The sequence below is a fragment of the Bacillus sp. BC05(2025) genome (assembly GCF_056725905.1).
This window is the reverse complement of record NZ_JBWYRA010000009.1, coordinates 39,384-61,498: the sequence shown is the minus strand read 5'-3', so window position 1 is coordinate 61,498 and position 22,115 is coordinate 39,384. Positions and strand designations below refer to the sequence as shown.

The following is a 22,115-nucleotide window of genomic DNA, read 5'->3' as shown; positions in this document are numbered from 1 at the left end:
AATTTTAGTTTGCTTGGTTTTTTATATTAAATCGTTGGCGAATCATTAAATTCATAGACGTTTTCATTGTTTTTGTTCGTACTTAAAACGAATTTGTGCTGCAATAATTGTAGTTTAAAGAATGCTAACGGATCATGGTAAGTTTCTGGGTTGCTTCTTAACGTTGCTAATGTTTGCTCGTCTTCTTGTATTTCAAGTTGGGCGGCTTCTACATTTTGTTTCAATATGCTAAGTGGATCTTTAAAGAACATCATGATATCTCGTTCTAATGCACCTTCAAATACCTCAAATTGAAGGAAGAATTGTTTTGAGATTGTTTGAGCAATTTCCGTATAATCTTCCGTTTCAATATATTGTTTATATTTGTTTGCGAGCATAGATTGATTTTTTTGCATGTTACCAAATAGTTTTCCCGCACTCTTTAAGAAAAATTGTGTCGGTGTAAAGCGTAATAAAATATTGATGTTCGATACTGTAATTCTATTTGTCATACGTACAACATCTCGATTCCAATCATCTAGTAATTTGAAATCGCAAGGAAGTTTCATGCGTTCTTCTTTATATAATTTATTAAACGTTTCACTCATTTCATCTAAATAAGATTGAGCTTGAATAAATTCATTATGCGCTGTTTCAATCCACTCTTGAATAAAACCAGTAAATTTAGGAAGAAGGACTTGCTGTACATGTTTTTGGATTCGTTCGTTCATCGCAGCATTTAATTCTTCATGAACTAATTTGAAATCACTATCTTCTTGAACAAGGTCAGAACAGCTCTGTAATAATTCAGGAATTTGAGAATGGATGTCTCGTGTGATTTCTTCTTTCGTTAAAAGATAAGATTCTGTAATAGAACGAATTTTATCTTTTTCAAGTGCAGTAAGATTGTTAATAAATCCGTTTAGTTTTACTGAGATATGTTTATTCCAGCGTACTGATTTCACTAATGTATTTTCTAATTCGACACGTTCATTTACAAGGTATGCGATTGTCTTTTGAGTAAACCATATTAGTTTTTCTATACGTTCTTGTTCTATGTCGCGCCCTGCTAGATTAGAAAGAATAGACTCTGTCACATCTCCGAGTTGTTGACTACTCTCTTGTGAAGGAGAGTATGGGAAGAACTGTGCATTTGGGAAATGGACTTTCATCTTACTCATTAGTTTTTCATTATTGTTCGCACTATTTGTGTGTAATACGAAATGAATTTGTAAGTTTGGTACTTGCTCACGTAAATAAAGCAATGTATCAAGCTCTTCACCGTGTAATGGTGAAGCCGAATTTAATACGTAAATAAGGCTATCCGCTGCTTGTAAGTATTCAAAATATGCGCTATTTGTATCCACTTGCCCTTGAACAGATGGCGTAACAAGGAATGCAAACTTATTTTTTCTTAAAAATCTACTTGGTAACTTAATTTCTATACATTTTTTCTCAAGTTCTGACTCGGAAGGTGTAGCCATTATTTGATGGAATTCATCAAAATTCGGTATATTGTGTACATCTAACGCAGTGAATTCTGTTATTTCAGTGTGGCTATCATCTTTAAATAGAATAGGAGTTGTTACAGTCTCAGTTAAGATGTTCTCTCCTAATATTGAATTGACGAATGATGATTTATCATGGTCACTAGTTCCTGCTATTAGCAATTGTGTAACATTTAAATCACATAGTTCATGAACGAGTAAGGTAAATTGATGACTTAAATCTACATCATTTTTTTCAGCCCATACAGCAATTGTTTCGAATAAATGAGAAACGGTTTCCATATTTACATTTGTTTCAGCTGTTGAATTAGAGAGGAGGGCTCCCGCACTTTTTACGAGTAATGACTCTAACGTTGTAGGTGAAACTTCATTCCACGCTAATACTGCAGCAGAGACAAATAGGGCATCTTTTGCTTTCGTTAAACTAAACCAATTTGTTAATAAATCTGGTACAAGGCCTTGCATTTCATGCATGAAATGTTCACCAGTAATTAATTCAAAGTACGTATCTTGGTAGCGTTCAACAATTTCATGCCAATCGTCATTGTTGTCTGTTTCAATATGTAAGAATAAATGATTTATTGTTTGAATCCAAGATAGATGTAATGTTTCATTTTGATAGCTGTTCCAAAGAGCAATAACAAGTTCTTTAAATTGGACTTGATCAATTGTATATAGAGCTTTTAAAGATTCATAGAAATATTCTGGTTTAATTTGTTTCGTAAATCCTTGATTCACATAATTGATTAAAGTGTCGAACCAGTGTAATGATTTTGTTCGAATTCCTTCTTGAACGGCAAGTTCAATGGCATTATTCCAATCTGCTTGTTTTTCATAGAATGAGCGAGCAATGGAAGTAATATTTGGATAGTCGGGTTGGAATGCAACAGCCTCACTAATCGTCTTAAATGCTAGACCTAAACGATCTTGTTCGATGTAAAGAGAAAGAAGTTGTAAGGAAACTTCCATTGTAAGAGTTGTATCTTCCGTTTGGATAGATTGATATATTTCTTCTGCCTTTGGCAAGAATCCTAGTTCAAAATAAGAATCTGCAATATTTTTGGTTGCCCAAAGTGCAAGTTCGTTATTTACTTTCTCCCATTTAAATATTGCTGCTTCAAAGTCTTTATTTTGGTAATAAAATTCACCTTGAGCAAAGCGGATATTAGAAATGTTGGAGAATTCATTGGTAGATTCATTTATATATGCTTCACCGAGTACTTCTGATACTGGAGTAGAAGTTTCTTCTGTTAAAAATGTTTTATAGTAAACTTTTTGGATAAATTGATTTTCAATGGTCATGTTCGTTCCCCCTGTATAATTTAGAAAAATGATGTTGTATGTAAAGGGTGCATGTTCTTTTAATAGGTAGAAGTTGCATTATATCGACCAAACTATGTTTTTGCTAGGTATATCATTTTTCCTGAGAGTTAAACCGTTGCGAAAAGTAACTTTCCTTTATTGTAACAAAAAAACAAGCATATGAATTTTTATTTTTTAATCCTGCTATTTGTGGATAGTAAGACTAGCACTTTAAAAATCGGTAAATACAAGGGAAGTGGGTGAAGTATGGGCGCATGATTGATGTGTGCTAAAGATTAGTGAGAATGAATAAATCTCTACTGATTAATTGTTTATTTTCTTCTCGCTAAAGGAATGGATAGAAGTAGAGTTCATTATAAAAACAATGTATAGTGAATATGTATACCATGTTTGTCTGAAAGATAGAAAGGGCACAATGTGGAATAACGATCGTGCATAGGATGTGTCTTCCGAATGGAACAACATATTGGCGAGTTAATCGCGCATTATGGGTATTTTGGAATTATTATAGCTTTAGCTGGTGGGATTGTTGGATTACCAATACCAGACGAGTTTTTATTGACCTTCGTTGGTTATAACATCTCAAAAGGCGTTATGTCAGGAACTGCTGCGTTTTTAAGTGGGATGGCTGGTGCGATGTTAGGTATTACATTAAGTTACATACTAGGTTTAAAACTTGGACTCCCTGTTTTAAAAAAATATGGACCAAAAATTAGAATTAAAGAACATCACATTGAAAAAACACATATTTTATTTGAAAAATATGGACCTTTTCTTTTAATGATTGGTTACTTTATCCCAGGAGTACGTCATTTAACAGCATATTTTGCAGGGATGTCGAATTTAACGCTTTGGCGTTTTTGTTTATACGCTTACGGTGGTGCACTTATTTGGATAAGTGTTTTTATTGGACTCGGCTGGAAGTTAGGAGAGAAGTGGCGTTTCGTTGAGTATAGTTTACATCATTATGGAATATGGATTTTATCCATTTCGGTAGTTGTTACATGTGTCGTATGGTTTTACATAAAGAAAAAGAAAAACCGCTACTAGCGGTTTTTTTAGCTGAAAGCGATAAATAGTACACCAACTGTAATAAAGACAACACCAATGCCAGTCATAAAGTTTAACTTTTCACCGAGTATGATCATCGCGAGAATGATGGAAAATACGACGCTTAATTTATCAACAGGAGCTACTTGTGAAACTTTTCCTGTTTTGAGGGCAAGAAAATAAAATAGCCATGATGAAGCACCTGCAACCCCGCTTAATGTGATAAAGAGCAGTGCTTTTTTATTTAGCAGTACGTCGCCAATATTTTGAAATTTACCTTGTATAATAATAACGCCTACCATAAATAATGCCATAATAATAGAACGAACCGTTGTCGCGACGTTGGCATCGATTCCATCTAAACCAATCTTCCCAAAAATAGATACAAGGGCAGCAGCAATTGCTGATAATAGTGCGAATAAGAGCCACGAACTCATAGTAAAATTCCTCCAATCTTACATTATTATACATGAAAATCATTCTCATGTACTAATAACGAAATAATCCCCACCTTATATTTTTAATAAGGTGGGGATTATTATACTACTCTGCAATTTCTTCATATAGAAAGTACGTTACATTATAAATATGTTCTACTTCATCATCTGTCATAAACAATAATTCGTCACGCTCAATCCCTTTTTTCTTTTCAATAAACTCAATCATGTTTTTGCGTTCTTCTCTTTTCATCAATTTTATTTCTCCTCTCAATCTGTTTTAATACAGTTTATTTAAGTTACTGCTATTATATAACAGAATCTTTAGAAAGTTCCACCTATTTTATTGTTTTTTTCAGAAGAACTTTTCGACAAAACAAGCCCACCTAAAGGGGGCTTGTTTTATTTTATCCCGCTTTAATGGGCAGTAAGACCCCCACCTCAAAATTCAGCGAAAGCAAAGAAGTTAGGTGGGGATCAACTGCCCATAAAAGTCCGATTGGTTCAACTAATAATCAGTGGGGATGAAGAAAACCCCCACTGATTAAAGTTTCACTTTATAGTCGTAAAAACTCGGGCTCCGTCGTACCAGCACCATCGATGTAATAAATTGTGTCAGGATTGATTTTTATTAATACGTAATTAGGGTCTTCAGGACCGAGCAACCAACGTTTTAAGCTATTATTCCAAAACTTGTTTTTTAATGTGGAGTCTTCCTCGATAGAGGCTAAGCCTTCCATTTCAATATAATCTTCATCTAATTTTTTTCCTTCACGGCCAAGTAGTACATGTACATTTGGATTGTTTTCAATATCTGTTATCTTTTTTGATTTTCGATCTGTTGCAACATATAGTACAAAATCTTCATGGAAAAACATCATAAAAGCGCTATGAGGTTTATTTTCACGTACAGTAGATAATACACCAGTGCGTTGGCCTTGAATAATGGTTGCGATTTTTTCTTTTAAATGCATGTTTTTAACCTCTTTTCATAATTTGTAATTTTCCTCGTCTAAATAAAATCAAGTATCTTTCATACTCTTTTCATCAACACGATTTTTTAAACGTAATTGTGATGAAATCGGACAAGTTAGGAGAAGAATAATAATAATATCGAGGAGAAATACATACGATGGAAGGATGAAAAGCATGTTTAATAAAATTTTTCTTATAGTAGCGCTAATCGGGGTACCACTTTCTGTACTTGGAAAAACGCTTCATTGGCCTCAAACAATTATGTTCGCTGTATATTGCATTACGATTATCGCACTAGCGGGTTTTATGGGGAGAGCAACAGAAAGTTTGGCGATTGTATCGGGTCCTAGAATAGGCGGATTATTAAATGCTACTTTCGGTAATGCTGTTGAACTAATTATTTCGATTTTTGCACTTCAGGCAGGATTAATTGAAGTTGTATTAGCTTCTTTAACGGGTTCTGTACTTGGAAATTTATTATTAGTAGGAGGGCTTTCCTTTTTTGTAGGGGGGCTTAAATATAAAAGACAAAGTTTTAATGTATATGATGCAAGGCATAATTCGGCTTTATTAATCTTTGCTGTTGTAGTAGCTTTTGTTATTCCAGAGATTTTTTCAATGAAGATGGACGCTGGAAAGACATATCAATTAAGTATTGGTGTTTCAATTATTATGATTATTATGTACCTTGCTGCATTGCTATTTAAGTTAGTTACACACCGCGGTGTATATCAACATAAAAGTGATGAAGTCGCTCATGAGGAAGAACCCGAGTGGTCGAAAGGGAAAGCACTACTCATTTTAGCAATAGCGACAATTGCGGTAGCTTATGTGTCAGAGGCGCTCGTGCATACATTTGAGACAGTTGCAAAATCATTTGGTTGGTCAGAATTGTTTATAGGTGTTATTATCGTTGCGATTGTTGGAAATGCAGCAGAACATGCATCTGCAATTATTATGGCGTATAAAAATAAAGTAAATATTGCAGTTGAGATTGCGATAGGTTCTACATTACAAATTGCCATGTTTGTTGCTCCTGTATTAGTACTGCTTTCTATGTTTTTCGCACAAAGGATGCCTTTAGTATTTACAATACCAGAACTTGTTTCTATGATTACAGCTGTTTTCTTAACGATTGCGATTTCAAATGATGGAGATACAAACTGGTTTGAAGGCGGTACTTTATTAGCTGCGTATGTCATTATGGGAATTGGTTTTTATTTATTATGAAAAATAGGCATAACAATTGTGCTCAGAGAAAACAATAAACGAAGTAGTATATATACCTTTATGTAGGAAGGAGCCAGACAGGTGAAACGAGTATACAGCATATGTCTTTCAACTATGGTCTCGTTTATTTTATTATTTCCTAACAGTGGCTTTGCAAAGACAACGGTAGAAACAAAAATGCCTTCATCTGTTTTAAATATTTCTAAAGACAATACGTTTCCAAATGATGCGCAAGATTTACCGCGTTTACAGCCGAGTAAGTTTGCTCAAGAATTATTAAAAACAGCAAATATTAAAATTGAAAATCCGGACTTAATTCGAATGTTTAATGAAACAACAATTTCGAATGCGCCGCTTGCGGTAGGGTACCGAGCAAAGATTTATTTAGGGCAATGGGCTTTACATTATGAATCGATTGATACATCGGTTAATTGGGAATATAAACAAGTAAATCGCAATGTGTACGATAATCGCGGAGGAGATCGCCTATATCCACTACGCTATAAGCAAGAAACACAAAAGACGGTTGAAGGTGATTTAACAGCAGATATGAAAGATGCTGCAGATGTGAAAAAAATGATGCTTCTCAAAGCACTTGAAAAAGTACAATTGCCACTTTCATTTAAAACGACTATTGGTTATGGTACAGGGCATGAGCGTGTGTATAATATTAGTCCGAGTCAACTTGGATATTTATATGCTTATACACCAGCAGTAAATGAAAAAGGGAAAGTAACATTTGGAGAAGTATACCTGGTATTAAAAGGAAATCAAAAAAGGCTTGTTGTAAAAAATATTACTTCTCAAGGAATTGGAGCCGCTATCCCAATTCATGATTATTTATATTTTAAATTCATTTCTTCTTCTCATTCGCAATAAGATAAAAAACGTCAGCTTATAAGCTGACGTTTTTTTATAATGTAATATTTGCTGTTTTTGATAAGAAATCTTCGGTTGGATAGTAGCTGTTTTTTACAAGAACATTCGGTCCAAGACATTTTACTGCTGGACAGTGACAGCTTAATGATTTTGCTGTTTTTGAAGCGCTCCATTTTTCATACGCTTCTTGTAACGTATTTGTTTGAATGTTACCTAGAAGTGGAACATCACCAAAGTCCGTTACAATAATATTTCCATCAAAAATATTTACATTTAAACGAGAACGGCCATCTGGATCGTTACGAACAGTTACATTTTTGCTCTCTTGTAATTTTTTAAATGTGGCAATGTCTCGCTCATCATCGCTACAAGCATAGAAAGGTAAAGTTCCAAATAACATCCATACATTTTCATCGCGAATTTCTAGTAAATGCTCAATTGCATCACGAATTTCAGCTTTTGTTAAAATCTCTAGATTACTCGCGAAGTCACTTGGATACATTGGGTGAACCTCATGACGTTTACATCCCATTTCATCAACGATTTGACGATGAATATGCTCAATGTGTGGTAGAGTTCGTTTATTCAACATCGTTTCGGCTGATACGAGTACACCTGCATCTGATAGAGCTTTACTATTTGTGATCATACGTTCAAATAATTTTGCACGCTGTTCATACGTAGGTTTACGCTCCATCATTGCAAATCCGCCTTCAACGAAGTCGTCAATTGTTCCCCAGTTATGAGATATATGCAATACGTCTAAATAGGGAATAATTTGTTCGTAACGTGCTAAATCTATAGTTAAGTTTGAGTTGATTTGAGTGCGAACACCTCGTTCGTGGGCGTATTTTAAGAGTGGTGTTACATAGTTGTCGACGGATTTTTTTGAAAGCATAGGTTCTCCGCCAGTAATACTTAAAGAACGTAAATGAGGAATCTCATCTAATCGTTTTAATAAAAGATCCATCGGAAGCGGATTCGGGTCTTTCGGCTGTAACGTGTAACCAACAGCGCAATGCTCACAGCGCATATTGCATAACGTCGTTGTTGTAAACTCAACATTTGTTAATAGTAGTTTGCCGTACTCTTCAAGGTCCATATACGCTTCCCATGGATCGTAAGAAGGAGTAATCGGCTTCATTTTTTGTGATATCGTCATATGAAATACTCCTTTGACTATTGAAATAACAATTTGTCCATCCTCTATAATAGAAGAATATGCGCTTTTTATAAAGTGAAACTTTTTTTGAAAAAAGAGAGAGGGCTTACATTTAAATGGATGACTGTGACAATATTGATGAATTTACATACCCATAGCAATCATTTTTGCGGTATAATAAAAGCAACTCGAATTAAAAGGAGAGTGCCTTCATGGGAAAAGCAATTCAAGATAAAGACACACAATTAGTATATTTAAAAGAACGTTTAAATATGTTCATTGAAGTAATTGATACAATTGAACCTGAAGAAGTAGAATTAGAAGATGTAGATCGTCTTCTTGCAATGCTAGATGAATTAGAATTAAAATGTGAGCAATTTAAAAAAGACGAATAATATATTAAAAAGGCTGCCAATTCCAATTTGGTAGCCTTTTTCTGTGCGGATAATAGAAGGACGATAGAAAAAGAGGTATAATCAAGTTGTGAAAAATTTCATGTATGCTTAAATAGCGTGAAACAAATAAAAAGCTGCAGAGCATAATAGTGGAAATTTCAGCTCATAACGTTTTGGTAGCGTTCACAATTGAGGGGGAAGTAACAATGGAAAAGCTTCAAGAAAGCATGTATCAACTAATTGTTGAAACGTCAACGAACTTACCGAAAGATGTTCGTCGTGCGATTCAACAAGCGAAAGAGCGAGAAAATGCAGGGACTCGTTCTGCGATGGCACTTGGCACAATTACAAATAATATTAAAATGGCTGATGATAACATCTCGCCAATTTGCCAAGATACAGGGATGCCAACGTTTAAAATTTATACACCAGTTGGTGTGAATCAATTAAAGTTGAAGGAAGCTATCTATAATGCGCTTGAGCGGGCGACAAAAGATGGTAAACTTCGTCCAAATTCTGTTGATTCTCTTTTTGGAGACAATAGTGGAAATAATTTAGGACCAGGTACACCGGTTATTAAGTTTGAACAATGGGAAAAAGATTATATTGATGCACGTTTAATCCTAAAGGGTGGTGGCTGTGAGAATAAAAATATTCAGTATAGCTTACCGTGTGAACTAGAAGGACTTGGACGAGCTGGCCGTGATTTAGAAGGGATTCGTAAATGCCTTCTTCATGCGGTATATCAAGCACAAGGTCAAGGATGTAGTGCAGGTGTAATTGGTGTTGGTATCGGGGGAGACCGCACATCAGGTTACGAATTAGCAAAAAATCAATTATTCCGTACATTAGATGATGTTAATCCAATCCCAGAGTTACAACAACTTGAAGAGTACGTATTAGAAAATGCGAATAAGCTTGGCATTGGTACGATGGGATTTGGCGGAGAAACAACTTTACTTGGCTGTAAAATTGGCGTGTATAACCGTCTGCCAGCTAGTTTCTACGTATCTGTGGCGTATAATTGCTGGGCATACCGTCGCCTTGGTGTAACAATCCATCCTGAAACAGGTGAAATTATGGATTGGTTATATCAAGAAGGTGAAGATACACTGGAGCAAGAAGTACAAGAAAAAACGGAGCAGCGTGAAATTGTATTACAAGCGCCAATTACAGAAGAGCAAATTCGTGAACTTCGCGTTGGTGATGTTGTAACAATTAATGGCATGATGTATACAGGTCGTGACGCAATTCATAAGCATTTAATGGATAACGATTGTCCAGTAGATTTAAATGGACAAATTATTTACCACTGTGGTCCAGTTGTTGTGAAAGATGAAAATGACAATTGGCAAATTAAAGCGGCAGGTCCAACGACAAGTATTCGTGAAGAACCGTACCAAGGTGATATTATGAAGAAATTCGGTATTAGAGCTGTCATTGGAAAAGGCGGCATGGGTGCGAAAACATTAGCAGCTTTAGAAGAACACGGTGGTGTATATTTAAACGCAATCGGTGGTGCAGCGCAATATTATGCTGAATGTATTAAAGAAGTGAAAGATGTTGATTTCTTACAATTTGGTATTCCAGAGGCAATGTGGCATTTACGTATCGATGGATTTAAAGCAGTTGTAACAATGGATTCTCATGGTAATAGCTTACATGCAGATGTTGATAAAACATCACTTGAAAAATTAGCTAGCTTTAAAGAGCCAGTATTTAAGTAAACAAAAATGCATCTCGAACGATTCGAGATGCATTTTTTTGGTATATATAGAAAAACATGTTCAGCATGAAAGAATGCGTAGCAACAGAAACTACGAGTACGATTATATATGGAAAGGAGACTATTTATGAAACATAAATGGTTATATATCGGTCTCATTTTTTCAATTATGATGGCACTTGTTCCAGTTTCGGCACTAGCTTATACAAATACTCCACATAACTGGGGAATCCCGCGCCCTAAAAATGAAACAGTACCAGATGCAGGAAAGTTATATACAGATTTGCTACAAAAAAATGGTGGTTTTTATTTAGGGGATACGAAGAAAAAGGATATTTATTTAACATTTGATAATGGGTATGAGAATGGATACACAGGAAAAATCTTAGACGTATTAAAAGAGAAAAAAGTACCAGCAACTTTCTTTGTAACGGGGCATTACATTAAAACACAAAAAGATTTATTGTTAAGAATGAAAGATGAAGGACACATTATTGGAAACCATTCGTGGAGCCATCCTGATTTCACAGCGGTAAATGATGAGAAACTTCGTCAAGAATTAACGAGTGTAACGGAAGAAATTAAGAAAGTAACCGGGCAAAAAGAAGTGAAATATGTACGTCCTCCGCGCGGCGTATTTAGTGAAAGAACGTTAGCTCTTACGAAAGAAATGGGCTACTATAATGTATTTTGGTCACTTGCATTTTTGGATTGGAAAGTGGATGAGCAAAGAGGGTGGCAATATGCCCATAATAATGTTATGACGATGATTCATCCAGGATCTATTTTATTACTTCATGCAATATCAAAAGATAATGCAGAAGCACTTGCGAAAATCATTGATGATTTGCGCGAGAAAGGGTATCATTTTAAAAGTCTAGATGACTTAGTAAAAAGCAATCAACCGTAAGCATGTATGCTTGCGGTTTTCTCATGCTATAATGATGTGTAAAAAGGATGGGGAAACGTATGTGGAGCGAACATGTTACGTTAGAGTATCCGTATCATTTTGAAGAAGTATTAAAACGTTTATCTTTTGATCCTCTTAACGTCATTCAATTAGATGAGAAAGTTATTTATGTCCCGATTTGTATAGATGAGGAACAGATTGTTGTTCGCTTGCAAGGGATTGGTACTGTTCAAAATCCACAGTTTTGGATTTCTAGTCAGACAGGAGATCCAGAGAAAGTCATGAAACGAATGAGGGCCATTTTTCATTGGAATGAACCGTTTCAAGATATACAAAATCATTTTTTAAACACATCATTACGTCCACTATTTGAAACATATGCTTATACTCCAATTATTTTAGAATTTGATTATTTTGCTTGCCTTCTTCGCTGTATCATTCATCAACAAATAAATTTGAAATTTGCTACTGTGTTAACAGAACAGTTTGTGAAACGATATGGAACAGAAAAGAACGGCGTATTTTTTTTCCCAACTCCAGAAAGAGTAGCAAACATTTCAATAGAGGAATTGAGAGAGCAGAAGTTTAGTCAGCGAAAAGCTGAATATATAGTAGGATTAGGTAGAAGTATTGTCAGCGGTACATTAAATTTAGCGAGTATAGAAACCAAGGCGGAAGAAGAGGTTTCAGCACAACTGTTACCAATTAGGGGGATTGGTACATGGACAGTGCAAAATTTTTTAATGTTTGGGCTTGGACGGAAAAATATGTTTCCGAAAGCGGACATTGGGATTCAGCGTGCAGTACAAGGTGTATTTCAATTAGATGATAAACCTGATGATGCATTTTTAGAAAAAGTGAAACAAGAGTGTGAACCATACTGCAGTTATGCAGCGTTATATTTATGGAAAAGTATAGAGTAGAGGTGTAATAATGATACAAAAGCAACATGAGAGTAAGTTGGAAGTTGGTCAAACGTTTCCTGTGACAATTAAACGTCTTGGGATTAACGGAGAAGGCGTTGGTTATTTTAAGAGACAAGTTGTTTTCATTCCAGGGGCATTACCAGGAGAAGAAGTTGTTGCTGAAACAACGAAAATTCAGCGTGGTTTCGCTGAAGCGAAAGTGAAAAAAGTTCGTAAAGCTTCACCACATCGTGTGAAAGCACCATGTCCGGTATATGAAGAGTGCGGCGGTTGCCAATTGCAACATTTAGATTATAAAGAACAACTAAATCAAAAGCGTGATATCGTTGTACAAGCATTCCAGAAGTATATGAACAACGGTTTGGAAGAGAAAATTCGTCCGACGCTTGGCATGGAAAATCCATGGCATTATCGTAATAAGAGTCAACTACAAGTGGGGCGTAAAGACGAAAAGGTTATTACAGGGCTGTATAAACAAAACTCACATCAGTTAATTGATATTGCTCATTGTATGATTCAACATAAAGCAACGAATGAAGCGACAAAAGTTGTAAGACGTATATTAGAAAAGTTAAATGTTTCTATTTATAATGAGAAAAAGCAAAAAGGTTTAGTACGTACAATTGTGACACGTACTGCAGTGCAAACAGGGGAAGTACAAGTTACACTTATTACAACAAAAGAAGAATTGCCAAATAAAGAGCAATTTATCACAGAAGTACAAAAACAGATGCCAGCTGTTAAATCAATTATGCAAAATGTAAACTGGCGTAAAACATCTGTTATTTTCGGTGATAAAACATTTAAATTAGCTGGAAAAGAAGTAATTCAAGAAACGCTTGGTGATTTATCATTTGAATTATCAGCACGTGCATTCTTCCAGTTGAATCCAGAACAAACGGTTGTTTTATACAATGAAGCGAAAAAAGCTGCTGCTTTAACAGGCAATGAGAAAATTGTAGATGCGTATTGTGGCGTTGGTACAATCGGACTTTGGCTTGCAAATGATGCAGCGGAAGTACGTGGTATGGATGTAATTCCAGAAGCGATTGCAGATGCAAGAAAAAATGCGAAACGTCACGGATTTACAAATACGAAATATGAAGCAGGTAAAGCTGAACAATGGTTACCGAAATGGGTAAAAGAAGGATGGCGTCCAGATGTAATTGTTGTCGATCCACCACGTACAGGTTGCGATGATAAATTACTGGAAACAATTTTAAAAGTGAAGCCGAAACAAGTTGTTTACGTATCTTGTAATCCTTCTTCATTAGCTCGTGATGTACAAGCATTAATGAAGAGCTATGAAGTGGAATATATACAACCAGTTGATATGTTCCCGCATACAGCTCATGTAGAAAATGTAGTGAAGCTTGTTAGAAAGTAAAGTATATTCATATTCCCTCACAGTTGGAGGGAATATTTTCTATGAAGGAGAATGAAATGTACAATTATAAATTAACGATTCAGTACGACGGTGCACGTTTTAAAGGATGGCAACGTCTCGGTAATAACGATAATACGATTCAAGGGAAAATTGAAAGTGTCATCTCTGAAATGGTCGGAAAAGAAATTGAAATTATCGGTTGTAGTAGAACAGACGCTGGTGTACATGCATTGAATCAAGTTGCTAACTTTCAAAGTGATGAGAAGTTAGTGGAACATAAAGTGAAAAAATATTTAAATCAATATTTACCTAATGATATTAGTATTACGAATGTAGAAGAAGTACATGATCGCTTCCATGCTCGTTACAATTCTAAAGCAAAAACATATCTGTATAAAATTTGGAATGAAGAGCACACAAATCCATTTATGCGTAAATATAGCATGCATGTGAATAAAAAATTAAATGTGAAAAGCATGAAAGAAGCTGCGAAACATTTAGTTGGTTCACATGACTTTACTGCCTTTTCAAATGCAAAATCAAAGAAAAAGTCTATGGTGCGAGAAGTATATACACTTGAAGTGATGGAAGAAGCAGGATTTGTACAAATTAGAGTAAGTGGTAACGGATTCCTTCATAACATGGTCCGAAAAATTGTTGGAGCATTAATTGAAGTTGGATTAGGACAATTAGATGCAGAAGCAATTCCACACATTTTAGAGGCGAAACAACGCAATCAAATTAATTGCCTTGCTGAGGCGAGTGGTTTGTATTTGAAGAATGTTGAGTTTTAATAGTAATAAAAAAATCGAGCTGTGTAGGCTCGATTTTTTTTATGGTTTGGAGTTAAGAAGATCTTTCTTTCTTCATACGTATCTTCAAATTCCAAAAAGCAGCAAGCATAATAGCTGCAAAAGAGCCGCTAATTGTTGCTAATAGTTTTGCATAAGGATAGGCGTTTATATCAACTAGTAACATCATACATACAATGGTAGGGAAGAAGGCTAAGTATTGTAATAACTTTAATTTGTTATCATTACTCATATATATCGTTCCTTTCTAGTATGTTATATGTTTATTATAGCATATTTTACTAAATGTTTGTTTGTACTTTAAAGCAGATTTCTGCTATATGAATAAGCAATAAAAGTCGAATAGGTGAGAGTTAGTAATCGACTCATTCAAGTTTCATTTCATATGTGTAAATGCAGTTTTTTAATTCGATATTGTAAGTTTTGCCTACTTAACCCCAAAAACTTTGCAGCTTGTGAAATATTACCGTGATACTCTTTCAGAATTTGATTGATATAGTTTTTTTCCATTTCTTCTATTGTGTGCTTTAACGTTTTAGGTGTATCAGTATCGTTATTAGTTAGGAGAGGTTGCATATTGAGTTCTTTTTTTATTCGTTCGCGAAAGCGAGTGGGAAGATGAAACGCTGTAATGATGTTTTCATCTTCAACTAAATTCATTGAACCTTCAATGATATGTTCCAATTCTCTTACGTTTCCAGGCCAATCATATACATACAAAAATTCTCTTACATGCACATCTACATCTGTTACACTAAGTCCAAATTGAATGTTGTATTTTTCGATAAAGTGCTGAACAAGAGCCGGGATATCTTCTTTTCGTTCACGTAAAGGCGGAAGACATAAAGTAACGACGCTTAATCGATAATATAAGTCTTCTCGTAATCGATTGTGTGTAATAGCTTCAAGAGGGTCTTCATTAATAGTTGCTATAATGCGAACGTCAATTTCTTTTTCTTGTGTGCCTCCGATTCTTCGTATTGTTTTTTCTTGTATAGCTCGCAGTAACTTCGCTTGAAGTGCTGTACTTAATGAGTTGATCTCATCTAATAACAAAGTTCCTCCGTTCGCTTCTTCAAATAAACCAGCTTTATCGATAGCTCCTGTAAATGCACCTCGGTTCGTACCAAATAATAAGCTTTCCATGAGTGTATCAGGTATAGCGGCACAGTTTTGTGAAATAAATGGTTTGCCTGAACGCTGACTTTCGTTATGGATACTTTGTGCAAATAGTTCTTTACCGGTCCCTGTTTCCCCTACGAGAAGTATGGAGGAGGATGTACGAATGACTCTTTTAGCTTCTGTAATGACGGATTGAATAGCACTAGAATCACCGATTATGTGATCAAAGGTAAACTTATTATTTTGTTTTCGAGAAAGGCTTGTTTTCATTGTTTGTTTGGAATGGTTAATCTCTGTTGAAATTTCAATAGCGCCTTTAATTTTTCCGTTTTCTATTATAGGAAAAGTATTATTAATCGTTGTAATTTCTTGCCCTTTATTGTTAAAATACGTTTGTTTTATATTTTTGTTTGTTTTTCCTAATTTTAATGCCTCTATAAGAGTACTATTTTTATTTTCTTCAAATGCAAATACTTCTAAAGGACTTTTATATAATACATCTGAGCGTTCCATTGATTCAATTTCCATCATTTTGCGGTTGTAGATAATCGTTTTACTTTCCTCATTAATAATATGAATCCCGATATCGAGCTCATTGAGTAAAGTTTCATATAGCATATTCATTTCAACAATCTGTTTTAAATTAATTTCTTCTGTACGCATAGATTATCTTCTCCTCATTTCACCCTATGAAGACTGACTTTTTATAATTTTATTAAAATTCTTATAAAATCGCAAAATTTTTTTGCTATTTTTCTTTTAAAACTTCTTACATGATAGAAAAATTTTGCGGTTATGAAGATTTTTTTGTTAGGAACCTTCATTTTAAGTAGGAATTGAAGATTGGTACGCATTTTGCATAAATAAGAGTTGAAATCTCTAAAGGAGGGATATGCAACGTTTCAGTACCAATTAATAAGAAGGGGGAGTTTATAAAGTGAAGACGGTTATAGAAGGCGTGTATAGCCCTTGTTACGGGAAAGTAGAGAAGTTATTTGTTACGGAAAGTTCCTACGTATACGAATGGGAGAAATTAGCGTTAATTGAAACAATAGATAAACAGAAAGTAGAAATTAAGGTAGGAATCAGTGGGTATATCGAATCATTAGAAGTAGTAGAAGGACAAGCCATCGCTGATCAAAAGCTATTAATAACAGTGAGGGATGATCTTTTAATAACAGGTAGTGATTAATACTATGTATTTTGCTCTTTTCAATAATTATTTTTCGTATAAATAATTTTAAAAACGCTTACATGAAATGGGTTTCCAAAGGGAAAAGGGGGGATTTGTATGATGGATCAAAACCAAGGATTAAAAAGGGAATTGAAAAGCAGACACATATTTATGATTGCACTTGGAGGAGTTATTGGTACCGGACTTTTTTTAGGATCGGGGTATACAATTCATGAAGCTGGGCCTGGAGGAGCGATTGTAGCTTATCTTGTTGGAGGATTTGTTATGTATTTAACGATGCTCTGTCTCGGAGAATTAGCTGTTGCGATGCCTGACGCAGGATCTTATCAAACGTATGCTACGAAGCATATTTCCCCTGCAGCGGGTTATGTAGTCGGATGGATGTCGTGGCTAAATTGGTCGGCTACAATAGGTATTGAACTAATTGCAGTTAGTATTTTAATGAAACGATGGTTTCCTGATGTACCGTCTTGGATTTGGTGCGTAGTGTTTGCGGCATTACTTTTTGCTATTAACGCGTTATCTTCAAGAAGTTTTGCAGAAGTTGAATTTTGGTTTGCAAGTATTAAAGTCATTACAATCATTGCATTTATTATTTTGGGCGGTGCAGCAATGTTTGGTTTTCTAGATATGAAAGGAAATGAACCAGCACCAATGTTTTCTAGCTTTACTGATTATGGTGGGTTGTTTCCAAATGGATTATCCGCTATTTTAATTACGATGATTGCTGTTAATTTTTCCTTCCAAGGAACAGAGCTGGTTGGTATTGCAGCTGGGGAGAGTGAAAATCCAGAAAAAACAATCCCGAAGGCAATTAATAATACAGTTTGGCGTATACTTGTGTTCTTTGTATTATCTATTTTCATTCTTGCAGGATTATTCCCATGGCAACAAGCAGGAGTGATAGAAAGTCCATTCGTAGTTGTATTTGATAAAATTGGTATTCCTTATGCAGCCGATATTATCAATTTCGTTATTATTACAGCAGTACTATCCGTTGCGAATTCAGGATTATATGCAACTTCTCGTATGCTATGGTCTATGTCCAATCAAGGAATGATTAGTCCGATTTTTGGTAAGTTATCTAAAAATGGTGTTCCTATTTATGCGTTGATTGTAAGTACAATTGTAGGTTGTCTTTCATTACTATCAGGTATTTATGCGGAAGATACAGTTTATTTATGGCTACTTTCTATTGCCGGGTTCGGAGCGATATTAGTTTGGGCATCTATTGCTCTATCTAACTTATTAGCTAGAAAGTCATATGTGAAGCAGGGCGGGGATGTGAAAGACTTGAAATTTAAAACACCGCTGTATCCGTTCGTACCACTGCTTGCGTTAGTATTAAATGTAACGGTAATTGTTGGTATGGCCTTTATTCCAGAACAAAGAATGGCATTGTATTGTGGTATTCCCTTTATGATTGTTTGTTTACTGTTTTACCGTGCGACAAGAAATAAGGGGAGTAACTTAGAGCATATTGAAAAGACAAAGACAACAGAAATAGAGAGTTTATAATAGTGATTAATTTGGGACTGTAAAATTGTAAACAGTCTCTTTTTTTGTGAAAATAAAGCTGGGAACATACTACGTATGCAAAGGGGAATTAGTGATGAATGAAGAAGTTTCACACCTATTAGAACAGATTGATCTACGAAAAGATGAGTTACTAGACCTTACAAAAACATTAATTCGTTTTGAAACACCAGCACCGCCGGCAAGAAATACAAATGAGGCGCAAGAATTTGTTGCACAGTTTCTAAGAAAACGAAATTTTAGTGTTGATAAATGGGATGTATATCCGAATGACCCGAACGTTGTTGGGATAAAAAAAGGGATAGAAAGTGACACACATAAAAGTCTTATTATTAATGGGCATATGGATGTAGCGGAAATATCAGCAGATGAGGCGTGGGAAACGAATCCGTTTGAGCCATTTATAAGAGATGGTTGGTTAGTTGGACGTGGTGCGGCAGATATGAAAGGGGGACTAGCTGGGGCATTATTTGCTATTCAGCTTTTACAAGAAGCAGGCATTGAATTGCCTGGAGATTTAATCTTTCAATCCGTAATCGGGGAAGAAGTTGGAGAGGCAGGTACGCTTCAATGTTGCAAAAGAGGTTATGATGCTGATTTTGCAGTCGTAGTGGATACGAGTGATTTACATATGCAAGGACAGGGCGGCGTAATTACTGGATGGATTACTGTGAAAAGCCCCCAAACGTTCCATGATGCAACACGCAGACAAATGATTCATGCTGGAGGACGTTTATTCGGAGCGAGTGCGATTGAAAAAATGATGAAAATTGTACAAAATTTACAAGAATTAGAGCGTCATTGGGCGGTTATGAAAACATATGAAGGTTATCCATCTGGAACAACAACAATTAATCCAGCTGTTATTGAGGGCGGACGACATGCAGCGTTTATTGCGGATGAGTGCCGATTATGGATCACAGTGCACTTTTATCCGAATGAAACACATGAACAAATAATAAAAGAAATTGAAGAGTATATTGGGAAAGTAGCGGCTGCCGATCCGTGGTTAAGTGAAAATCCACCACAATTTAAGTGGGGCGGAGAATCAATGATTGTGGATCGTGGCGAAATTTTTCCTTCTTTAGAAATAGATAGTGAACACGCAGCTGTAAAAACGCTTAGCTCAGTACACGAGTCAATTTTATCTAAAAATGCAATTTTAGATATGTCTGCAACGGTAACGGATGGTGGTTGGTTTAGTGAATTTCAGATTCCGGCTGTTATTTACGGACCAGGTACATTAGAAGAAGCTCATTCAATAAATGAGAAAGTTGAAGTAGAACAGTTAATTGAATTTACAAAAGTAATAACAGCATTTATATATGAATGGTGTCATACGAAAAAATAGATTAGTATGTTGAAATCGTACAGGTATGTATACTTGTACGATTTTTTAGTGAACTATTTCAGAGTTGAATAGAAACAACTGAAATAGTTCTTTATTTTTCTATGTCTTTCGTTTGAGTTCGATTAATTTCTCTTTTGCTAATTCAACAGCAATTGCATCATCTAAATAGCCAATTGGAAAGAGGTAATCGGGAATAATATCTGTCGATAAAATGAAATACAGTAATGCACCTCCAAGAACTGCACGCTCTTCTCTTGGATTAGTTTCATTGCAAAATTGTTGATACATATCCGTTAATTGTTCAATGAAAGGACCAGCACTATCAATTTGTTCTAATTTGCTCGCGAAACTTTCATGGATACGTTTTTCACCTTCTGCTGTTTGAGCATAACGTTCATAGTTTTCAAGTTCTTGTTTTACGCGAGTTGTTGTGTAGTCGAAATCGAATAAGTTAGAGGATTGCAGCGTTTGTTGAATTGTATCAAGAGATGTGTACATATCCGTCTTTTCCTTATTAATGTGAGGAGAATCAGGATACATTTCATCAAAAAACAATTGAGGTGGAACTTGCAGACATTCTGCAAATTTTTGTAGATGCTTTTGCTTTGGCGGTTGTTTCCCATTCATAATTCTTGAGATTGTTGCGGGATCAATATTCGTCAGCATTCCGAGTTGGCGCATAGATAAGGCACGTTCTTTTAAAAGCTTTTTTATTAATTTACTAAGCCGCTCATTTGGATTTTCTTTAGGCATAACGAAGGCACTCCTTTTTATTGTTGAAAAAATGTTGAGCATTTATTACATGTATATGAAACAGACAGGCACAGTTGCTCAACATTTTCATAAGATGCATGGAAAAGTGAGAAAAAGGGGTGGCTGTTTATGAGTACGGCAGGTCTATTTTCAATTTTTTTAATCGGGATTGCTTCTAATTTAGATAATGCAGGTGTTGGGATTGCATATGGCATTCGTAAAATCCGTATTTCGTGGTTTAACAATTTTATCATCGCATTTTTTGGTTTTTTATTTACTTTATTAGCTGGCTTTTTTGGAAACTGGATTGCGTTATTTATATCAGAGTTTACTGCAAACTTGATTGGAGCAATCGTTTTAGGGGTAATCGGGGTTTTTATTTTGTGCCAGCCTTTCTTGGAGCAAAGAAATACCGTAAGCTCTAACGATGGTAGTGTACTTATGGGAATTTTACGTGATCCAGAAAAAGCAGATTTTGATGGTTCTAAAACAATTAGTTTTTCAGAAGCAATTGTTTTAGGGATTGCATTATCTATTAATAATATTGCGGGTGGATTTGATGCTGGGGTAACAAACTTGAATCTGTGGCTTACAGCAACTATTTCTGGGGTGTTTAGTTTTATTTGTATTAGTGGTTTTGCGTATGTAGGGAAACGATTTTTAGCAGCATACTTAGGGAAATGGGCTACTGTTATTGCGGGAGTTTTATTAATTCTTATCGGGATTGATCAGTTGTTGTAAGGAGAACAGAAAACAATGTTCGAGTATTTCCTTGGAAATACGGCAAAGGATTGTATATGTCGACGTACTTTTCCCTATACTAATACGGATTTCTTTTAAAGAAAGGGGGATCCGTATGGGACGCGGAAAAGCATTTGATCATAAGAAAAAAGGGCATGACCATCAACCGCCTAAAGGTGCGTTCATTCATAAAGATGTAAATGAACATACTTTAGAAGAGGAAGAACTACCAGTAAATATTGAGACGTATAAAAATAGTTTGAAAAAACATTAAAAGCACCTACATAGGTGCTTTTTTACCGTATATCTTCAATTAGTTGTTCAGATTCTTCATGCATGCTGTATTCACTTAACACTTGAATGCAAAGCCACTTTAATTCTTCAATCGTATGTTCAAGTTCTTCCGGAAGTACATGATGAATGTCTTCAAGTCCCATTCCGAAATGAATAAGTTCAAGTACTTGATCATCGATGTTCCGATCCATTAATAGTTCAAGTACTTCTAAATTGAATATGTATCGGTGAGCTTCATCGAGTGAAACCACTTTTAACTTTAAGCTTTCTACAATACTCAATATAAAGAGAAGAATTGTTTTTTCAAGAACAGGCTGTTTTTCCATCTGAAATATTAGTTTCATCCTTCACACCTCCACATATAGCGCTAGGTTGTACTATACTATTCAGGGTGGGGGAGCAAATATGCATGATATAGAGAAAC

23 protein-coding genes are annotated in these 22,115 nt (G+C 35.3%); 14 read left to right on the top strand and 9 right to left on the bottom strand.

Annotated elements, in window-relative coordinates; translation table 11 throughout:
* Positions 1-26: 26 nt before the first annotated feature.
* Positions 27-2,789 (bottom strand): tetratricopeptide repeat protein, encoded by a 2,763-nt coding sequence (locus ACZ76X_RS22660; protein ID WP_479851737.1) that lies wholly within the window; start codon positions 2,787-2,789, stop codon positions 27-29.
* 474 nt (positions 2,790-3,263) lie between these two features.
* Here ACZ76X_RS22660 and ACZ76X_RS22655 point away from each other — a divergent pair, with 474 nt between their 5' ends.
* Positions 3,264-3,860: a DedA family protein gene (locus tag ACZ76X_RS22655; RefSeq protein WP_479851736.1), complete on the top strand. Its 597-nt coding sequence runs from the start codon at positions 3,264-3,266 to the stop codon at positions 3,858-3,860.
* Positions 3,861-3,868: 8 nt separating this feature from the next.
* Here the strand turns inward: ACZ76X_RS22655 and ACZ76X_RS22650 are convergent, their stop codons facing one another.
* The 3 genes from ACZ76X_RS22650 to ACZ76X_RS22640 all read right to left on the bottom strand — a co-directional run bounded on the left by ACZ76X_RS22650 (position 3,869) and on the right by ACZ76X_RS22640 (position 5,271).
* On the bottom strand, positions 3,869-4,297 hold the full coding sequence (locus ACZ76X_RS22650) for an EamA family transporter (protein ID WP_479851735.1): 429 nt from the start codon (positions 4,295-4,297) through the stop codon (positions 3,869-3,871).
* Between the two features lie 106 nt (positions 4,298-4,403).
* A complete protein-coding gene (locus ACZ76X_RS22645) occupies positions 4,404-4,550 on the bottom strand; it encodes a BH0509 family protein (protein ID WP_000817786.1) in 147 nt (48 codons plus the stop codon).
* 304 nt (positions 4,551-4,854) lie between these two features.
* A complete protein-coding gene (locus ACZ76X_RS22640; protein WP_479851734.1) occupies positions 4,855-5,271 on the bottom strand; it encodes a pyridoxamine 5'-phosphate oxidase family protein in 417 nt (138 codons plus the stop codon).
* A gap of 175 nt (positions 5,272-5,446) precedes the next feature.
* Here ACZ76X_RS22640 and cax point away from each other — a divergent pair, with 175 nt between their 5' ends.
* Both cax and ACZ76X_RS22630 read left to right on the top strand, forming a co-directional pair.
* Entirely contained in the window at positions 5,447-6,502 is a 1,056-nt protein-coding gene (cax, locus tag ACZ76X_RS22635; protein ID WP_166703531.1) for a calcium/proton exchanger, read from the top strand.
* 81 nt (positions 6,503-6,583) lie between these two features.
* A complete protein-coding gene (locus tag ACZ76X_RS22630) occupies positions 6,584-7,381 on the top strand; it encodes a YfkD famly protein (RefSeq protein WP_048527892.1) in 798 nt (265 codons plus the stop codon).
* A gap of 34 nt (positions 7,382-7,415) precedes the next feature.
* On the opposite strand, the gene yfkAB is transcribed toward ACZ76X_RS22630, so the two are convergent.
* A complete protein-coding gene (gene yfkAB, locus ACZ76X_RS22625; RefSeq protein WP_000156008.1) occupies positions 7,416-8,543 on the bottom strand; it encodes a radical SAM/CxCxxxxC motif protein YfkAB in 1,128 nt (375 codons plus the stop codon).
* 212 nt (positions 8,544-8,755) lie between these two features.
* Here yfkAB and ACZ76X_RS22620 point away from each other — a divergent pair, with 212 nt between their 5' ends.
* The 6 genes from ACZ76X_RS22620 to truA all read left to right on the top strand — a co-directional run bounded on the left by ACZ76X_RS22620 (position 8,756) and on the right by truA (position 14,681).
* Positions 8,756-8,938 (top strand): SE1561 family protein, encoded by a 183-nt coding sequence (locus ACZ76X_RS22620; protein ID WP_000513558.1) that lies wholly within the window; start codon positions 8,756-8,758, stop codon positions 8,936-8,938.
* Between the two features lie 206 nt (positions 8,939-9,144).
* A complete protein-coding gene (gene fumA, locus ACZ76X_RS22615) occupies positions 9,145-10,665 on the top strand; it encodes a class I fumarate hydratase (RefSeq protein WP_000413517.1) in 1,521 nt (506 codons plus the stop codon).
* A gap of 126 nt (positions 10,666-10,791) precedes the next feature.
* Positions 10,792-11,574: a delta-lactam-biosynthetic de-N-acetylase gene (pdaA, locus tag ACZ76X_RS22610; RefSeq protein ID WP_098320112.1), complete on the top strand. Its 783-nt coding sequence runs from the start codon at positions 10,792-10,794 to the stop codon at positions 11,572-11,574.
* Between the two features lie 59 nt (positions 11,575-11,633).
* A complete protein-coding gene (locus tag ACZ76X_RS22605; RefSeq protein WP_479851733.1) occupies positions 11,634-12,497 on the top strand; it encodes a DNA-3-methyladenine glycosylase family protein in 864 nt (287 codons plus the stop codon).
* Between the two features lie 10 nt (positions 12,498-12,507).
* Positions 12,508-13,887, top strand: a complete 1,380-nt coding sequence (gene rlmD / locus ACZ76X_RS22600; RefSeq protein ID WP_479851732.1) for a 23S rRNA (uracil(1939)-C(5))-methyltransferase RlmD — start codon at positions 12,508-12,510, stop codon at positions 13,885-13,887.
* Between the two features lie 56 nt (positions 13,888-13,943).
* A complete protein-coding gene (gene truA / locus ACZ76X_RS22595) occupies positions 13,944-14,681 on the top strand; it encodes a tRNA pseudouridine(38-40) synthase TruA (RefSeq protein WP_479851819.1) in 738 nt (245 codons plus the stop codon).
* 52 nt (positions 14,682-14,733) lie between these two features.
* Here truA and ACZ76X_RS22590 read toward each other — a convergent pair whose 3' ends face one another.
* Both ACZ76X_RS22590 and ACZ76X_RS22585 read right to left on the bottom strand, forming a co-directional pair.
* Entirely contained in the window at positions 14,734-14,931 is a 198-nt protein-coding gene (locus tag ACZ76X_RS22590; protein ID WP_000063917.1) for a hypothetical protein, read from the bottom strand.
* Positions 14,932-15,080: 149 nt separating this feature from the next.
* Entirely contained in the window at positions 15,081-16,484 is a 1,404-nt protein-coding gene (locus ACZ76X_RS22585) for a sigma-54 interaction domain-containing protein (protein WP_479851731.1), read from the bottom strand.
* A 274-nt stretch (positions 16,485-16,758) separates the two neighbouring features.
* Between ACZ76X_RS22585 and ACZ76X_RS22580 the strand changes: the two genes are divergently transcribed.
* The 3 genes from ACZ76X_RS22580 (at position 16,759) to ACZ76X_RS22570 (ending at position 19,903) form a co-directional block, all read left to right on the top strand.
* Positions 16,759-17,013 carry a biotin/lipoyl attachment domain-containing protein gene (locus tag ACZ76X_RS22580; RefSeq protein WP_000859494.1) on the top strand — a complete coding sequence of 85 codons (255 nt, stop codon included), beginning with the start codon at positions 16,759-16,761 and terminating at the stop codon, positions 17,011-17,013.
* A 99-nt stretch (positions 17,014-17,112) separates the two neighbouring features.
* Positions 17,113-18,534 (top strand): amino acid permease, encoded by a 1,422-nt coding sequence (locus tag ACZ76X_RS22575; RefSeq protein ID WP_340029468.1) that lies wholly within the window; start codon positions 17,113-17,115, stop codon positions 18,532-18,534.
* 94 nt (positions 18,535-18,628) lie between these two features.
* Positions 18,629-19,903, top strand: coding sequence for an acetylornithine deacetylase (locus ACZ76X_RS22570; RefSeq protein WP_479851730.1), 1,275 nt, complete (start codon positions 18,629-18,631; stop codon positions 19,901-19,903).
* A 99-nt stretch (positions 19,904-20,002) separates the two neighbouring features.
* On the opposite strand, the gene ACZ76X_RS22565 is transcribed toward ACZ76X_RS22570, so the two are convergent.
* Positions 20,003-20,656, bottom strand: coding sequence for a helix-turn-helix domain-containing protein (locus ACZ76X_RS22565; protein ID WP_479851729.1), 654 nt, complete (start codon positions 20,654-20,656; stop codon positions 20,003-20,005).
* A gap of 129 nt (positions 20,657-20,785) precedes the next feature.
* Here ACZ76X_RS22565 and ytaF point away from each other — a divergent pair, with 129 nt between their 5' ends.
* On the top strand, positions 20,786-21,397 hold the full coding sequence (ytaF, locus tag ACZ76X_RS22560) for a sporulation membrane protein YtaF (protein ID WP_479851728.1): 612 nt from the start codon (positions 20,786-20,788) through the stop codon (positions 21,395-21,397).
* A 115-nt stretch (positions 21,398-21,512) separates the two neighbouring features.
* Positions 21,513-21,671, top strand: a complete 159-nt coding sequence (locus ACZ76X_RS22555) for a hypothetical protein (RefSeq protein WP_000532411.1) — start codon at positions 21,513-21,515, stop codon at positions 21,669-21,671.
* Positions 21,672-21,693: 22 nt separating this feature from the next.
* Here ACZ76X_RS22555 and ACZ76X_RS22550 read toward each other — a convergent pair whose 3' ends face one another.
* The gene (locus tag ACZ76X_RS22550; protein WP_000766602.1) at positions 21,694-22,035 is read right to left on the bottom strand and encodes a DUF3969 family protein; all 342 of its coding nucleotides are present in this window, start codon (positions 22,033-22,035) and stop codon (positions 21,694-21,696) included.
* Positions 22,036-22,115: the final 80 nt, after the last annotated feature.

Excerpts from the sequence above, each read along its gene's own strand:
- ACZ76X_RS22660 (WP_479851737.1), bottom strand. The coding sequence starts at position 2,789 with ATGACCATTGAAAATCAATTTATCCAAAAAGTTTACTATAAAACATTT.
- ACZ76X_RS22655 (WP_479851736.1), top strand. The coding sequence starts at position 3,264 with ATGGAACAACATATTGGCGAGTTAATCGCGCATTATGGGTATTTTGGA.
- ACZ76X_RS22650 (WP_479851735.1), bottom strand. The coding sequence starts at position 4,297 with ATGAGTTCGTGGCTCTTATTCGCACTATTATCAGCAATTGCTGCTGCC.
- ACZ76X_RS22645 (WP_000817786.1), bottom strand. The coding sequence starts at position 4,550 with ATGAAAAGAGAAGAACGCAAAAACATGATTGAGTTTATTGAAAAGAAA.
- ACZ76X_RS22640 (WP_479851734.1), bottom strand. The coding sequence starts at position 5,271 with ATGCATTTAAAAGAAAAAATCGCAACCATTATTCAAGGCCAACGCACT.
- cax (WP_166703531.1), top strand. The coding sequence starts at position 5,447 with ATGTTTAATAAAATTTTTCTTATAGTAGCGCTAATCGGGGTACCACTT.
- yfkAB (WP_000156008.1), bottom strand. The coding sequence starts at position 8,543 with ATGACGATATCACAAAAAATGAAGCCGATTACTCCTTCTTACGATCCA.
- ACZ76X_RS22620 (WP_000513558.1), top strand. The coding sequence starts at position 8,756 with ATGGGAAAAGCAATTCAAGATAAAGACACACAATTAGTATATTTAAAA.
- fumA (WP_000413517.1), top strand. The coding sequence starts at position 9,145 with ATGGAAAAGCTTCAAGAAAGCATGTATCAACTAATTGTTGAAACGTCA.
- pdaA (WP_098320112.1), top strand. The coding sequence starts at position 10,792 with ATGAAACATAAATGGTTATATATCGGTCTCATTTTTTCAATTATGATG.
- ACZ76X_RS22605 (WP_479851733.1), top strand. The coding sequence starts at position 11,634 with ATGTGGAGCGAACATGTTACGTTAGAGTATCCGTATCATTTTGAAGAA.
- rlmD (WP_479851732.1), top strand. The coding sequence starts at position 12,508 with ATGATACAAAAGCAACATGAGAGTAAGTTGGAAGTTGGTCAAACGTTT.
- truA (WP_479851819.1), top strand. The coding sequence starts at position 13,944 with ATGTACAATTATAAATTAACGATTCAGTACGACGGTGCACGTTTTAAA.
- ACZ76X_RS22590 (WP_000063917.1), bottom strand. The coding sequence starts at position 14,931 with ATGAGTAATGATAACAAATTAAAGTTATTACAATACTTAGCCTTCTTC.
- ACZ76X_RS22585 (WP_479851731.1), bottom strand. The coding sequence starts at position 16,484 with ATGCGTACAGAAGAAATTAATTTAAAACAGATTGTTGAAATGAATATG.
- ACZ76X_RS22575 (WP_340029468.1), top strand. The coding sequence starts at position 17,113 with ATGATGGATCAAAACCAAGGATTAAAAAGGGAATTGAAAAGCAGACAC.
- ACZ76X_RS22570 (WP_479851730.1), top strand. The coding sequence starts at position 18,629 with ATGAATGAAGAAGTTTCACACCTATTAGAACAGATTGATCTACGAAAA.
- ACZ76X_RS22565 (WP_479851729.1), bottom strand. The coding sequence starts at position 20,656 with ATGCCTAAAGAAAATCCAAATGAGCGGCTTAGTAAATTAATAAAAAAG.
- ytaF (WP_479851728.1), top strand. The coding sequence starts at position 20,786 with ATGAGTACGGCAGGTCTATTTTCAATTTTTTTAATCGGGATTGCTTCT.
- ACZ76X_RS22555 (WP_000532411.1), top strand. The coding sequence starts at position 21,513 with ATGGGACGCGGAAAAGCATTTGATCATAAGAAAAAAGGGCATGACCAT.
- ACZ76X_RS22550 (WP_000766602.1), bottom strand. The coding sequence starts at position 22,035 with ATGAAACTAATATTTCAGATGGAAAAACAGCCTGTTCTTGAAAAAACA.